This is a genomic window from Ensifer oleiphilus (assembly GCF_013371465.1).
Classification (GTDB): Bacteria; Pseudomonadota; Alphaproteobacteria; order Rhizobiales; family Rhizobiaceae; genus Ensifer; species Ensifer oleiphilus.
On sequence record NZ_JABWDU010000001.1, the window covers coordinates 711,690 to 725,362 of the forward strand.

Sequence of the window (13,673 nt, forward strand, 5' to 3'; positions counted from 1 at the left end):
CAAAAAGGCCGCGTGCCATCGGATGCGCGGTCGCTTCTTTTGTCCGCCGAGGGCCTACCAGCCCGGCAGCATATGGCTTTGTCGCAGGCGCGGATAGCGCGGAAAGCCCTTGATATCGCCATCGATGTCATCGTTGACGGTGATCGGCGTGATGTTGTCGAGGCAGGCGGTGATGTGGTTGGTGATCGCGTTCGACAGCGACGGTGAAAGACCCGGGCGCTTCATGATGCCGATCTGTACTGGCGCAAGCGCTGGGAAGCCATCAGCAAGCGTCAGCACCTTCATGCCTGGGCGAAGGGCTGATTCCGGCAGAACTGAAACCGCCATGCCGGCAAGCACGGCAGCGGCGACCACGGTCGACGACCAGCTGGTAAACAGGATCTGGTATTCCTTGCCGGTCGCGTCGAGTGCCGCACAGGCCGCTTGGCGCCACTGGCAGTCGCGTCGGCCGACCGCAAGCGGGATCGGCGCGTTTTCCGGCAGCGGATGGTTGATTGAACTGACCCAACAGAGCGGCTCGGTGCGCACCACGTCCGAGGCGCGGGCGCGCGGATTGTGCGTGACCAGCGCGATGTCGAGATCGCCCTTGGCCATCTTCTCCGCAAGGTCGACCGACGGCTCGCAGATGATGTAGAGCTCGACGTTCGGATGCGTCTTGGCAAACCGCACGATGATCTCGGGCATGTAGCGGTCGGCGTAGTCATCCGGCGTGCCGATGCGCAGCGTGCCTTCCAGGCGATTGTCGTCGAAGGAGGCCATCGCCTCGTTGTTGAGGCGAATCATCCGGCGCGCGAAATTGAGCAGCCGATCGCCCTCGACCGTCAGCCGGTTGCCGCGGCCGTCCTTCATGAACAACGGCTTGCCGATGCGCTCCTCCAGGCGCCGCATCTGCATGGATACGGCCGACTGTGTCTTGAAAACCCGGTCGGCGGCCTTGGTGAAGCTGCCCGTGTCGGCGATCGCGACAAAGGTCTGCAGCTGATCGATATCAAGTGGTGCGGACATGGCCGTGATACACCCATAAGATTGTTTGATGAATATCATTAAAAACATTCGTTGGACTGATCAATAAGGATTTGCGATCTATCAGGGGCAAATTTCATTGATCCCCGGCCGGCAACAAGTGCCGGTTCACCCCAAGTTCGCTGGCCCACCCCTGCGTATGACCTCGCGCAGGGGACGGGTCTCTTCGTGCCTGAAAAAAGGAGCGCCGTCATGCGCACGACCGACCACGTCCTCGATCTCGACCTCGTTGCAGGAAAGCAGTCCTCTGCCTCCCGTGCCGCTGGCGTTGTCGGCGTGATGACGGCTGCATGGCGCCTGTTTAGGAACCGATGCGAAATCGCGCGTCTGAATGAGCTGGACGACCGTCATCTGCTCGATATGGGGCTGCGGCGTGAAGATGTCCGCGAGGCGATCACCTCGCCCTTCTTCGACAATCCCGGCAGCTATCTGACGCGCGCGTCGCGAAACCGCGTGAGCCTCTTCTACAAGGGGATCCGTCACGACTGATTTCCCCATGGCGCATCCCGCCGCTTGGGATGCGCCAATCGAGCATGATCCGCGCAAGCTGCCGCCAATGCGGATCATGCTCCGAGTTTCGAAAGTTTCGGTGCTGCCGCTTCCATCGCGCGCCCAAACGTTCCCCGCAGGGTAGAGCCAATAGACCCTGCCGCTTGGCCCGGTACATGAACCAAGACATGTACCGGGCCTTTTTCTTGTCCGCGCAGTTTGAATCTGTGGGAAGTGCCCGGGTTCAGCCCTTGTTGGCGGTGCCGGACTTGTAGCTGTCGAACAGCGCCTCGATGTTCTTCTGATATTCCTTCTGCATCTCCAGCCCGCTGTCGAACATGCTGTTCATCATCTGCGAGAACTGGGCGGCGGCCGGGTTGTCCGCAGCCGGCTTGGCTGTCGCGCTGGCCCCTGTTGGCTGCATCATGTCCTGGAATGCCTTCAGGAAGGGATTATCGGCAAAGAAGTCGGGCGCCTTGGCAGTCTCTTCCTTCTTGCCGGCGCCGAAGAAGCCCTGCATTGCCTGGGTAAAGGGATTGTCGAAGGGGTTGGCCTGCGGCTCCGGCTTCCTGGCAAGACCGGACGCCTCCATCCACTGTTGCATCATCGTCGCCATCGGGTTGTTGGCAAAGGCAGCATTCGCCCCGGCAAACTGGCCAGTTGCCTGCTTGAACAGGCCGCCCATCAGCGTATCCGCCATGGCCGGCAACATCTGCTTGTAAATCTCCTGGCTGATGCCGGTGACCTGGGCCGCTTGGGCTGCGATCGCGCGTGACATTTCCTTGGAGCCGAAGAGCTGCCCGAGAATGCCGTTGCCGTCGGCCATGCCTTGCGGCGTGAACGCCTGGCTGACGTCCTCGAAATATTTGGCATAGTTGCCGCTGGACATCGCCGTCAGCAGGGCGCCGAAATCGTAAGGGTTGGTCGTGTTGCGCTTGAAGGCGGCGGAAAAGGCCGGCAGCAGCGCAGCGGTGGCCTTCGCCATCTGCTCCTGGGCAAGCCCGAATTGCCGGGCCATCAGCTCGGTCGCCTGTCCGTTCTGAGCCTGCGTGAACATGTCAAAAAGCGGTGCCATCCCCGGTTCCCTTCGGCCAAACGACGTATGTCGTTGCACTATAACGGGAAATGTGAAGTGGGAAACCGCTTTTTGATCCCAGACTTACAGTCTCAGTATTGGTATTCGGCAAAGACCGGATCGACCGAACCGTTCCAGCGGCCATTGTAGAGCGACAGCAGATCTTCTGCGAGCGTCGCCTTCTTGGCCAGCACCTCATCGAGCGGTGCCAGGAACTGGCTTTCGTCGATGCCGTCGCCGTTCAAACGGTTGCGCCGCTTCAGGCCACCCCGCGAGATGGATACCGCTTCACGGGCGATATCATAGAGGTTGCCGGCACGGAATTTGGCGTTGAGCGCCTGGGCGGGAACCGCGTCACGCAAGGCGCCGACCTCCTCGAAGGTCCAGTCGCGCGTCAGTTCTTCTGCGGCGGAGAGTGCTTCGCCGTCGTAGAGCAGGCCGACCCAGAAGGCCGGCAACGCGCAGATCCGGCGCCAGGGGCCGCCATCGGCGCCGCGCATTTCCAGGAAGCGCTTGAGGCGGACATCCGGGAAGAGCGTCGAGAGATGGTTGGTCCAATCGCCCATGTTCGGCTGCCAGTCGGCAATCTCGCCCTTGAGCGCCCCGTTCATGAACTGGCGGAAGGTGACATGAGTACAGTCGTGATAGTGACCGTCGCGAACGACGAAATACATCGGCACGTCGAGCGCCCACTCGACATAGTCGATGAACCCGAAGTCTGGTCTGAAGGCTGCCGGCAGCAAGCCGGAGCGCTGGTTGTCGGTGTCGCGCCAGATGTCGCCGCGCCAGGACAGAAGCCCGTTCGGCTTGCCGTCGGTGAAGGGCGAGCTTGCAAACAAGGCGGTCGCCAGCGGCTGCAGCTTCAGCGACACCTGCATCTTGCGGCGCATGTCCTCTTCCGAGGAGAAGTCGAGGTTCACCTGGATCGTGCAGGTGCGATACATCATGTCGAGGCCCTGGGTACCGACCTTGGGCATGTAGCGGCTCATGATGCCGTAGCGCGATTTCGGCATCTGCGGCGTTTCGTCAAGCGTCCATTTCGGGCTGCCGCCGATGCCGAGGAAGCGAATGCCGAGCGGCTCGGCCACTTCGCGCAAAACGGCAAGGTGCTGGTTCGATTCCTTGCAGGTCTGGTGCAGGTTTTCGAGCGGCGCACCGGAAAGCTCGAACTGGCCGCCCGGCTCCAGCGAGATCGCCCCGTTGCCGGAATGCTCGGCAAGGCCGATGATGTTGCCTTCGTCGATGATCGGCTCCCAGCCGCTCTTTGCGGCCATGCCGTCGAGCAGCGCCTGGATGCTGGCATCGCCGAAATAGGGCACGGGGCTGTTGTCCGCCTTAAAGAAGGCAAATTTTTCATGCTCCGTTCCGATCCGGAACCGTTCCTCCGGTTTCGAGCCCGCCGCGATGTAAGCGGTCAGGTCAGCGACAGAGGTTACCGGCGTCTGGTCGGTGGTATCTCGGGCCATGAGCGTCTTCTTTTGCTTGAGCGGTTCCGCCGGAAAGCGGAAGTGGATGGTGGCTGCTTGAACCGTAATCAGGTGCGGTGCAAGTCAATTTCTTTCAAGATCTATTCAAAAAAAGTATGCGCCGTGCTTGCTTGCAGGCGACCGGTCAATGCCAATCACCGACCGTTGCCTGTATCACGGCCATCGCCGCAACCGCCGCGGTATCGGCTCTCAGAATGCGGGGGCCGAGCGGTATGGCGGTGACGAAATCAAGGCTGCGCAGCAGGCTCCGCTCGCCGTCGGAAAAGCCGCCCTCAGGCCCGATCAACAGCGCCAGCTTCTTTTCCGATATGCCTTTCAGGATCGGCAGCGGGTTCTGGCTGTCGCTGCCTTCATCGCAGAAAATGATGCGACGATCCGCAGGCCAACCTTGCAGCAGGTCTTCAAGCCGCCGCGGCTCTTCCACACTGGGAATACCGAGCACGCCGCATTGTTCTGCGGCTTCGACGACATTGGCGCGCACCCGGTCGAGATTGCCGATCTTGCCCTGGACGTGTTGCGTCATTACCGGCTGCAAGACGCCGGCGCCCATTTCGACAGCCTTCTGCACGAGATAGTCGAGGCGGCCGACCTTGAGCGGCGCGAAGAGGTAGACGAGATCGCAAGGGGCCGGCTGCGGCCGGGTCTGCTCGACGGCGGTCAGCATCAGGCGTTTCTTGCTCGCAAGCGAAAGCTCGGCCCGCCACTCGCCGTCACGGCCGTTGAAGACGAGAATGGAGGCACCTTCCTCGTAGCGCAGCACGTTGATCAGGTAGTTGAACTGCTCCTTGGTCGCCTCCTGTGTCGAGCCGGCCAGAAGGGGGTGCTCAACGAAAAGACGTTGCATGCGGAAATTGGCGCGCATGGGAATACCTTCACATGAAAATGGCGGAAAGAAAGAGATAGACGGCGGCCGAAAGAGCAGCGGATGCCGGCACCGTGATGACCCATGCCGCAATGATCGTCAGGAAATGCGAGCGCCGGACGAGACGGCGACGGCGAACCTCGGCGAAGTTGGTCTCGGTCTGCTCCATGAAGTCTGCCTGGCCGGTCTTCTGGCGGACATATTCGAGCCGCCGTTTCGAGTGGCGGGTATACCATTCGCGGAAGAAACCGACGCCGAAGACCGCACCGACCGCCGTATGCGTCGAGCTGATCGGCAGACCCAAGGCAGACGCGAGCAACACCGTGACCGCGGTTGCGAGCGCAACGCAGAAGGCGCGCATCGGGTTTAGGCGGGTGATTTCCTGGCCGACGACGCGGATCAGGCGCGGGCCGTAGAGCAGCAGGCCGATGGAAATGCCGATGGCGCCGATCGCCAGTTCCCACAGCGGCGTCGGCGACGTCTGCGTGGTGATGACGCCATCAAGCGCCGAGACGATCGCCGCAAGCGGGCCGATGGCGTTGGAAACGTCGTTGGCGCCGTGCGCGAAGGAGAGCAGTGCCGCCGACAGGATCAGCGGCGCACGAAACAGCTTGCGCAGCGATTGGTTGCGATTGTCCAGCCCCTCCGACTGGCGCCGGATCCAGGGCTTGCTGAGGAAATAGGTGGCTATGCCGACGACAATGCCGAGACCGAAGCCTGATGCCAACGAGATTGCAGCAACCTGAACCAGCGCGATCACGGCGAGATAGGTGGTGAAGCTGCCGGCCGTCACACCCAGAAGCACAGGCATCCAGCGCCGGGCCGAAGCGATCTTGTCCTCGCGGTAGATGATGAATTCCTTGAGAAACGCAAGGAAGGCGGCGGCGATGACGCCGCCGAGGATAGGAGAAATCGACCAACTCGCGGTAATCCCGGCTAGCGGCCACCATTGCACGCTGGAGACGCCGGCAGCAGCGATGCCTGCGCCGACGATGCCGCCGATGATCGAATGTGTGGTCGACACCGGCGCGCCGGAATAGGTGGCGATGTTGATCCAGACGGCCGATGAGGCGAGCGCCGCCATCATCACCCAGACGATCGTCTCGGGCCCGAGAATATGCTCGCCGTAGATGATGCCCGCCTCGACGGTCAGGGTTACCTGGCGGCCGGCCAGCATGGCGCCGGCGATTTCGAAGACGGCGGCGATCGTCAGCGCCGTCGCCATCGACATTGCCTTGGCGCCGACCGCCGCGCCGACGTTGTTGGTCACGTCGTTGGCGCCGATGTTCATCGCCATGTAGCCGGCAATGGCGGCGGCGGCGATGATGATCGGCGCCGTTGCCGAGTTCGTCACGAAGCTTGCGGCAAAGGCCATGCTGAGCAGCAGGAACAGGAAGGCGAGGCCAGGTGCGGCCAGACCACGCATCACCTGCTGCGACGCCTCCTCGGCAAGGCTGAACTTGTCGAGGTCCTTGTCGAGCGTCTGCTTTTCAAGGCGCATGCGCGGCTTTGCCAATGGTGATCTCCTTTGTCACAGTGGCCACTACTGCCACTGTGGGACGCATTCAAGCGGAATTGATGTTGGTCTGCAAAGCTGTGCAAAAGGTGACGGCAAGATCGCCCGCTGGGGCTAGCCGCTGACCACCTTCGGGGCGGGCGAGGGGGGCGTGGCCATTCGGCTGCCAAAAGCAAGGATGAGATCCTTCAGCGTCGGCTCGGCGACGCGGCTAGCTGCTTCCTGGTAGCCGACCCATTCCAGTTTCCGCGTGCCTTCCTCGGGGAAGTGCTTGCAGAGGTCGTCGACCTCCAGGGCATGCACCTGGACCTTGACCGAGATTTTCAGGCCATGATCCATGCGCTTCTTGTAGAGATAGAAGCCGGCCGGAGCTTTCTGTACCCGGCCCTTGACGCCGGCCTCTTCATAGGCTTCGCGCTCGGCAACTTCATGGGCGCGCTTGCCTCGCATCGGCCAGCCCTTGGGAATGACCCAGCGGCCGGTGTCGCGGCTGGTGATCAGCAGAATCTCGAGCGCCTTGGACTTCTTGCGAACCCGGTAACAGAGCGCCGCATATTGCATGCGCGCCGGTCGACGCAGCATAAGCTGCACATCGGATGCGAGCCGGTTCAGGAAGTTCAAGGTCGTTTGCTCTCCTCTTAGCGAATCAGTGTTCCCTAGGGTTACCGGCCAGTATGCCAGCGCAGCGTTGCGTGTAAATGTCGCGCCGCATCGGTTGCCGGATATGCGGCCAGCATCGTTGCAAACTGTGGTTCCTATGCGACAGAATATGGTGCTTCCGCGCCGGCCTTTCCAACTGGGCGGCAACCGGGCGTTTGGCTTGGGCTTCAGCTCGCCTGGTCGCGTTGCTGCAGCCGCAGCCTCGCGATGCGGGCCCACTCGCCGGTGCGCTCGGCCTCGCGGGTCGACGCGGCGACGAAATCGATGTGGCTTTGGGCAGCGGCCTTGGCTGCCTTCGGATCGCCTGCCATGATCGCGTCGTAGATCGCCTCGTGCTGCGCCAGCAGCCGGTCGCGGGCGCCAGGTGCATCGAAGACCGAATTGCGGTGAAAGAAGATGCCCTGCGTCAACAGTCGGTAGCAGGCGCGCAGCGTGTGCATCAGGATGACGTTGTGGGCGCTTTCGCCGATCGCCTGATGCAGCTCGACGTCCGAGGCCAGCTCGTCATTGAAATTGCCATCGCGGTGTGCGGTTCGCATGCGCTCGATGATGCGCGTGAGGATGTCGCGATCGAAATCGGTGGCGCGGGCCGCTGCCAGTTCCGCAGTCAGGCCTTCGAGTTCCCGGCGATATTCCAGATAGTCCTGCGTCGCCTTGTGGTGCCGGCCGATCAGTTCGATCAGCGGCTTGGAAAAGACCTCGCCGACGACATCGGCAACGAAGGTGCCGCCGCCGTGGCGGCTCTCGACGAGGCCGCGCGTCTCCAGCTCCTTCAATGCTTCGCGCAGGATCGGCCGAGAGACGTCGAAGCGCTTCGATAACTCCCTTTCGCCCGGCAGCCGATCGCCGTCACGCAGGATGCCTTCGAGGATGAGAAGCTCGATCTGTTGGACGACCTCGTCCGCGGTGCGGCTGTGGCTGATGCGGGCATAGAGGTCGATCTGGTCTTCGGTCACGCTTGGGTCTCCCATGCGCCGCAATCTAGGCATCGGCAGGCAACTGGTCAATTTCCTTGTCCACTTCGCTAACCCTCACTCGTAGGGCCTGACAAAAGTCAAAGTGCGGCAATGCGTCCTTTTGCTTTTGCTCATTCGGTTGATAAGAAAGTGATGATGAACGCGTGAGGGGGACAAAGCGCTTCATGGCTAAGGGAAGTTTTGCATTTCCGGTCGCGCCGATGCGGGCGCAGGCACTGGGTGAGGTCCATTCGCGGCCTTACGCCCTGGTGGCGACGCCGCGCGTGATCTTTCAGCTCGCCTTTATGACCGAGGGCGGCTCGATCGTCGATCATGCGGTTCTGTCGGAACTGTCGCGCTCGCGCGGCATCGCCCCGCCCGGGCGTGATGCCAACCACCACGCCATGGCCTGGGGGCAGGGCACGCTGCGCTGGGAGCGGCACACGGAGTTTTCGACCTATTTCTGGGACGGTCCGGCGCCGGAACAGTTTGGCGGCGAGGTGGCGATCCACCCGTTCGGGGATGGCTTTTCGCCGCCCGGCTCGCTCATTTCGGGCATTCGCCTCGAGATTCGCGCCGACACGCCGGAGACCCGCGAAGCAATCAAGGTCTTCGACCCGACCAGCCTCTGTTACAGCGAGACCAAGAATGGCCAGGCGATCCTCGTCACCGACTTTCGCCAGAACGGCGACGGCTTGACGCAGATCCTGGTGATCGACCGCGGCATGACCGAGGCCGGCACCGGCGCGCTTATCCAGCGTCTGCTCGATATCGAAACCTATCGCACGCTTGCGATGGTCGGGCTGCCGCTGGCGCAGTCGCTGTCGCCGGAAATCCGCCGCACGGAAGATGGCCTGACAGCTATCACGCAGCGGATGAAGGAGAACGTTCGCGAAGAGGCGGACGACATGTTGGCGGAGATCACAAGGCTTGCAGCCGATCTGGAGGCAGGCGCTGCGCTCAGCCTCTATCGCTTCGGCGCCAGCCGCGCCTATTACGGCATCGTCCAGGAACGCATTCGCACGCTCGCCGAGACGGCGGTCCCCGGCTACGAGACCATCGGTACCTTTCTCGAGCGCCGGCTGGCGCCGGCCATGCGCACCTGCCAGTCGGTCGAAGAGCGGCAGGCAAACCTGTCGCGCAAGCTGGCCCGCGCCACAGCCCTTTTGCGCAGCTGGGTCGATGTCGAACTGGAACGGCAGAACAGCGCGCTGTTGAACTCGATGGACCGGCGCGCAAAGCTGCAACTGCGGCTGCAGCAGACTGTGGAAGGCCTGTCGGTCGCGGCCATCTCCTATTACGTCGTTGGTCTGTTCGGCTATCTCGCCAAGGCTGTCAGCCACGAACTGCCGATCGATCCCGGTCTGTTGACCGGACTTGCGGTGCCGTTCGCGGTTGCCGGCGTCTGGTTCATCGTCCGACGCATCCGCCACCATCACGGCGACAGCGAGCACAAATAGCCCCTACTGCTCCCAGTAGGGGACAGGCCCGTAAAGGGTGGCGAGGTAATCGATGAACAGGCGCACCTTGGCGGGCAGGAACTGTCGGCTCGGATAGACTGCCGAAAGCGTCAGGTTCTTCGAGCCCTCCCATTGCGGCAGCACCTGCACCAGCTGGCCGCTGCGCAGTTCCGGGCCGATATCCCAAGTGGAGCGCAGCGCAATGCCAGCGCCGGCGATCACCGCCGCCCGGACGATTTCCGAGGAGTTGGTGACGAGCGGCCCCTCGGGATGCCAAACCAGCGAGCCTTCGGGGCCTTCGAGCTTCCAGTTGTCGTTGTTGTGGGCCGGCAGGCAGAAATGCCGGGCAAGGTCGCCGATTTCGGTCGGCGCGCCGTTGCGGGCGATATAGTCCGGCGAGGCGCAGAGCAGCCGGCGAACCGGCGCGAGCTTGCGCGCGACCAGGCTCGAATCGGTGAGTTCACCAATGCGCACGGCCATATCGAAGCCGTCGGCGACGATATCGGTAAAGTCGTCGGTCAAGACGATATGCAGCTTGAGATCCAGATGGTCCTTCATGAAACCGGTCAGATGCGGTGCGATATGCATGCGTCCGAAGGATGTCGGCGCCGAAATGCGAAGTACGCCCTGCGCCTGCGACGAGCGCCCCGACGCATAGGCTTCCGCCTCCTCGATACCCGTCAGTATCCCGAGCACGCGGTCGTAAAAACCCTGCCCCGCCTCGGTCAGCGAGATCTGCCGGGTGGTGCGCTGCAAGAGCCGCGTGCCGAGCCGATCTTCCAGCCGCTTGATGCGTTTGGAGATGACCGCCGGCGAAAAGCCGAGCGTCCGGCCCGCTGCCGACATGCTGCCTGTGGAAACGACGCGTGCAAAAATCTCAAGATCGCCTAAATTCGTCATCAATCGTTGCCATTGTTTCCGAAATGGAAAAGCTCAATAGCATTTGCGAGGGCGCAGTCCTAGTGGTAAAGAAAATGAACCAATTGACATCCGGGCGGAGGATTTGATGGCGGAAACGATCGGCTTTCTGCAGCCAAGACCGGCCGTCATAGCCCGACGCCGCGAGATCGCCGCCGATCTCGCCGACCTGCTGCCACCGGGCTGTCTGATTAGCGATGAACGCGGATTGAAGCCGTTCGAGACCGACGCCTTCATCGCCTATCGCCGCATGCCGCTCCTTGTCGCCTTGCCCGAGACCACCAAGCAGGTCGCAGCCGTGCTCAAATATTGCAGCCGTTACGGCATTCCTGTCGTGCCACGGGGCGCGGGTACCTCGCTTTCCGGCGGCGCCATCCCGCAAGAAGACGCTGTGGTGATCGGTCTTTCGAAGATGTCACGGATCCTCGATATCGATTTCTTCAATCGCACCGCGACGGTCCAGGCGGGTGTGACCAACCTCAATATTTCCGAAGCCGTCACCGCCGACGGCTTCTTCTACGCTCCCGATCCGAGTTCGCAGCTCGCCTGCACTATTGGGGGCAATATCGGCATGAACTCCGGCGGCGCCCATTGCCTGAAATACGGCGTCACCACCAACAATCTGCTCGGCGTAAAAATGGTGCTGTTCGACGGCACGATCATCGATCTCGGCGGCAAGGCGCTCGATGCCGCAGGCTACGATCTGCTCGGTCTCATCTGTGGTTCGGAGGGGCAGCTCGGCATCGTGACCGAGGCAACCGTGCGGCTGATCGCCAAGCCCGAAGGCGCCCGCCCGGTGCTGTTCGGCTTTGCCTCGTCGGAGGCTGCCGGCGCCTGCGTCGCCGACGTCATCGGATCGGGCATCATTCCCGTGGCCATGGAATTCATGGACAAGCCGGCGATCGAGATCTGCGAAGCCTTTGCCCATGCCGGCTATCCCCTGGATGTCGAGGCTCTTCTGATCGTCGAGGTGGAGGGTTCGGAAGCGGAGATGGACGCGATGCTCGCCAGCATCATCGACGTTGCCCGTCGCCATGGCGTCACCACCATCAAGGAAAGCCAGTCGGCGCTCGAGGCGGCGCTGATCTGGAAGGGGCGCAAGTCGGCGTTCGGTGCGACGGGCCGCATTGCCGATTATATCTGCATGGACGGAACGGTGCCGCTCAGCCAACTGTCCCACGTTCTGCGCCGCACCGGCGAAATCGTCGCCTCCTATGGCCTGCGCGTCGCCAATGTCTTTCATGCCGGCGACGGCAACATGCACCCGCTGATCCTCTACAATATCAACGACCCAGAGGATGCGGCGCGCGCCGAAAGTGCGGGCAACGATATCCTCAGGCTTTGCGTCGATGCCGGCGGATGCCTCACCGGCGAACATGGTGTCGGCATCGAGAAGCGCGACCTCATGCTGCACCAGTTCACCCAGACCGATCTCGACCAGCAGATGGCGGCGCGCGCCGCCTTCGATCCGCAATGGATATTGAACCCGTCCAAGGTCTTTCCGCTCGAAGGACGCCCCGCGGCATGATCGTGCATTTTGAACCCGCAAGCGAAGAGGGGATCGCGACCGTTGTTCGGGCGATGGCCGCAGACAGGGCGTCCCTTGCCGTGATCGGTGGCGGTACGCGATCCGGCCTTGGCAATCCCGTGCGTGCCGACCGGGTGCTGTCCACCCGGCGTCTCACCGGAATCGTCAGCTACAATCCGGCGGAAATGACCGTCAGCGCGCTCGCGGGTACACCGCTTTCCGAGATTGAGGCGACACTTGCCGAAAACCGTCAGATGCTGTCCTTCGAGCCGATGGACCATCGCCCGGTCTTTGCAACGACCGGCGAGCCGACGATCGGCGGGGTGTTTGCGGCCAATGTCTCCGGCCCCAGGCGCATCATCGCCGGTGCCGCGCGCGACAGCCTGCTCGGCGTCCGTTTCGTCAATGGCAGCGGCGACGCGATCAAGGCCGGCGGCCGGGTGATGAAGAATGTGACCGGCCTCGACCTGGTCAAGCTGCTCGCCGGCGCCCACGGCACGCTCGGCATTCTGACCGAGGTGACATTTCGCGTGCTGCCGAAGCCGCCGTCCTCTGAAACAGTCGTGGTATCAGGCTTGAACGATGCCGAGGCTGCGGCTGTGATGGCGGAAGCCATGGCGCAAACGGTCGAGGTTTCCGGTGCTGCGCATCTGGCCGAGAGCGTGCGCAGCCGGTTTATTGGTGGCTGCTTGCCGGATGGCGCCGCGACCGTGCTTCGGCTCGAGGGTTTGCCGGCGTCTGTCTCGATCCGCGCCGAAAAATTGGCAAAGGCGCTCGAAAGGTTTGGCGCGGTCACGCGGCTCGACGGGGAACGGACGGCAGTGCTCTGGTCGGAGATCCGTGATGTGAAACCCTATGCCGACGGTACGGAACGACCCCTCTGGCGCGTCTCGGTGGCGCCCTCGGCCGGCCACCAGCTGGTGGCGGCCCTGCGCCTGCAGACGGGGGTCGATGCCTTTTATGACTGGCAGGGCGGACTTGTGTGGTTGCGCATGGAAGCTGATCCCGAGGCGGCGCTTGTGCGCCGCTACATCAAGGCGCTCGGCGGCGGCCATGCGACCCTCGTTCGCGCCAACGACGGCTTCCGTGCGGCCATTCCGTCGTTCGAACCGCAGCCGGCGCCCGTGGCACTTTTGAGCGAACGCGTCCGGGAAAAATTCGACCCGCAGCGGATCTTCAATCCCGGCCGCATGCAGATCGTCTCCTGAGCAATGAGCAAATGACGAGAGAGGGAGGTATCGATGAGTGACAATGGTCCACAGGCTCCGCTTCCCAGAGAGACCGATCGCTGGCTGGAGCCTGGAAAGATCAACGTCCAGGTCATCTATGTGCTCTACCTCGTCGCTTTCGCCGTCGGCATCACCGCTATTATCGGCGTGGTGCTTGCCTATCTCAACCGCGGCAAGGGGGCGCCCTGGGTCCAGACACATTACATGTGGGCGATCCGGACGTTCTGGATCGCAGTGTTGTTCAGCGTCATCTCCGCCTTGTTGATGGTGTTGCTGATCGGGTTCCTCGGGTTTATCGCCACCGCGGTCTGGATCGTCGTGCGCTGTGTCGTCGGCCTGCAGCGCGCCGCCCGGGAAGAACCGATCAGCAATCCGGAAAGCTGGATGATCTAAGGGCATGCCATGCAAACTGCAGCGGCTTTGCAGGTACGACGCGCGAAAACATGAGCCTGAAGCCGCAAGCGATCCCT

At 62.5% G+C, this 13,673-nt stretch carries 13 protein-coding genes; 5 read left to right on the plus strand and 8 right to left on the minus strand.

Annotation, left to right across the window (positions count from 1 at the left end; translation table 11 throughout):
• Positions 1 to 54 precede the first annotated feature (54 nt).
• Positions 55 to 1,005 carry a LysR substrate-binding domain-containing protein gene (locus HT585_RS03435; protein WP_025426032.1) on the minus strand — a complete coding sequence of 317 codons (951 nt, stop codon included), beginning with the start codon at positions 1,003 to 1,005 and terminating at the stop codon, positions 55 to 57.
• A 210-nt stretch (positions 1,006 to 1,215) separates the two neighbouring features.
• Between HT585_RS03435 and HT585_RS03440 the strand changes: the two genes are divergently transcribed.
• Entirely contained in the window at positions 1,216 to 1,512 is a 297-nt protein-coding gene (locus tag HT585_RS03440; RefSeq protein ID WP_176351607.1) for a YjiS-like domain-containing protein, read from the plus strand.
• Positions 1,513 to 1,756: 244 nt separating this feature from the next.
• On the opposite strand, the gene HT585_RS03445 is transcribed toward HT585_RS03440, so the two are convergent.
• The 6 genes from HT585_RS03445 to HT585_RS03470 form a co-directional block, all read right to left on the minus strand.
• Positions 1,757 to 2,587, minus strand: a complete 831-nt coding sequence (locus HT585_RS03445) for a DUF937 domain-containing protein (RefSeq protein ID WP_176351608.1) — start codon at positions 2,585 to 2,587, stop codon at positions 1,757 to 1,759.
• Between the two features lie 92 nt (positions 2,588 to 2,679).
• Positions 2,680 to 4,053 carry a glutamate--cysteine ligase gene (locus tag HT585_RS03450; protein WP_176351609.1) on the minus strand — a complete coding sequence of 458 codons (1,374 nt, stop codon included), beginning with the start codon at positions 4,051 to 4,053 and terminating at the stop codon, positions 2,680 to 2,682.
• Between the two features lie 145 nt (positions 4,054 to 4,198).
• On the minus strand, positions 4,199 to 4,936 hold the full coding sequence (locus tag HT585_RS03455) for a 16S rRNA (uracil(1498)-N(3))-methyltransferase (RefSeq protein ID WP_176351610.1): 738 nt from the start codon (positions 4,934 to 4,936) through the stop codon (positions 4,199 to 4,201).
• 10 nt (positions 4,937 to 4,946) lie between these two features.
• Positions 4,947 to 6,452, minus strand: coding sequence for an inorganic phosphate transporter (locus HT585_RS03460; RefSeq protein ID WP_176351611.1), 1,506 nt, complete (start codon positions 6,450 to 6,452; stop codon positions 4,947 to 4,949).
• A gap of 114 nt (positions 6,453 to 6,566) precedes the next feature.
• The gene (locus HT585_RS03465) at positions 6,567 to 7,073 is read right to left on the minus strand and encodes an NUDIX hydrolase (RefSeq protein ID WP_176351612.1); all 507 of its coding nucleotides are present in this window, start codon (positions 7,071 to 7,073) and stop codon (positions 6,567 to 6,569) included.
• Between the two features lie 206 nt (positions 7,074 to 7,279).
• On the minus strand, positions 7,280 to 8,068 hold the full coding sequence (locus tag HT585_RS03470) for a FadR/GntR family transcriptional regulator (protein ID WP_343213908.1): 789 nt from the start codon (positions 8,066 to 8,068) through the stop codon (positions 7,280 to 7,282).
• 185 nt (positions 8,069 to 8,253) lie between these two features.
• On the opposite strand from HT585_RS03470, the gene HT585_RS03475 reads away from it, so the two are divergent.
• Positions 8,254 to 9,528, plus strand: coding sequence for a DUF3422 family protein (locus tag HT585_RS03475; protein WP_176351614.1), 1,275 nt, complete (start codon positions 8,254 to 8,256; stop codon positions 9,526 to 9,528).
• Positions 9,529 to 9,531: 3 nt separating this feature from the next.
• Here the strand turns inward: HT585_RS03475 and HT585_RS03480 are convergent, their stop codons facing one another.
• The gene (locus HT585_RS03480) at positions 9,532 to 10,428 is read right to left on the minus strand and encodes a LysR family transcriptional regulator (RefSeq protein WP_176351615.1); all 897 of its coding nucleotides are present in this window, start codon (positions 10,426 to 10,428) and stop codon (positions 9,532 to 9,534) included.
• 106 nt (positions 10,429 to 10,534) lie between these two features.
• Between HT585_RS03480 and HT585_RS03485 the strand changes: the two genes are divergently transcribed.
• The 3 genes from HT585_RS03485 to HT585_RS03495 are packed head-to-tail and all read left to right on the plus strand — an operon-like array spanning position 10,535 to position 13,596.
• Positions 10,535 to 11,974: an FAD-linked oxidase C-terminal domain-containing protein gene (locus HT585_RS03485; protein WP_176351616.1), complete on the plus strand. Its 1,440-nt coding sequence runs from the start codon at positions 10,535 to 10,537 to the stop codon at positions 11,972 to 11,974.
• On the plus strand, positions 11,971 to 13,182 hold the full coding sequence (gene glcE, locus HT585_RS03490) for a glycolate oxidase subunit GlcE (protein ID WP_176351617.1): 1,212 nt from the start codon (positions 11,971 to 11,973) through the stop codon (positions 13,180 to 13,182). The genes HT585_RS03485 and glcE overlap by 4 nt, the downstream gene beginning before the upstream one ends.
• 33 nt (positions 13,183 to 13,215) lie before the next feature.
• Entirely contained in the window at positions 13,216 to 13,596 is a 381-nt protein-coding gene (locus tag HT585_RS03495) for a DUF4870 family protein (RefSeq protein ID WP_176351618.1), read from the plus strand.
• Positions 13,597 to 13,673 lie beyond the last annotated feature (77 nt).

Excerpts from the sequence above, each read along its gene's own strand:
- HT585_RS03435 (WP_025426032.1), bottom strand. The coding sequence starts at position 1,005 with ATGTCCGCACCACTTGATATCGATCAGCTGCAGACCTTTGTCGCGATC.
- HT585_RS03440 (WP_176351607.1), top strand. The coding sequence starts at position 1,216 with ATGCGCACGACCGACCACGTCCTCGATCTCGACCTCGTTGCAGGAAAG.
- HT585_RS03445 (WP_176351608.1), bottom strand. The coding sequence starts at position 2,587 with ATGGCACCGCTTTTTGACATGTTCACGCAGGCTCAGAACGGACAGGCG.
- HT585_RS03450 (WP_176351609.1), bottom strand. The coding sequence starts at position 4,053 with ATGGCCCGAGATACCACCGACCAGACGCCGGTAACCTCTGTCGCTGAC.
- HT585_RS03455 (WP_176351610.1), bottom strand. The coding sequence starts at position 4,936 with ATGCGCGCCAATTTCCGCATGCAACGTCTTTTCGTTGAGCACCCCCTT.
- HT585_RS03475 (WP_176351614.1), top strand. The coding sequence starts at position 8,254 with ATGGCTAAGGGAAGTTTTGCATTTCCGGTCGCGCCGATGCGGGCGCAG.
- HT585_RS03480 (WP_176351615.1), bottom strand. The coding sequence starts at position 10,428 with ATGACGAATTTAGGCGATCTTGAGATTTTTGCACGCGTCGTTTCCACA.
- HT585_RS03485 (WP_176351616.1), top strand. The coding sequence starts at position 10,535 with ATGGCGGAAACGATCGGCTTTCTGCAGCCAAGACCGGCCGTCATAGCC.
- glcE (WP_176351617.1), top strand. The coding sequence starts at position 11,971 with ATGATCGTGCATTTTGAACCCGCAAGCGAAGAGGGGATCGCGACCGTT.
- HT585_RS03495 (WP_176351618.1), top strand. The coding sequence starts at position 13,216 with ATGAGTGACAATGGTCCACAGGCTCCGCTTCCCAGAGAGACCGATCGC.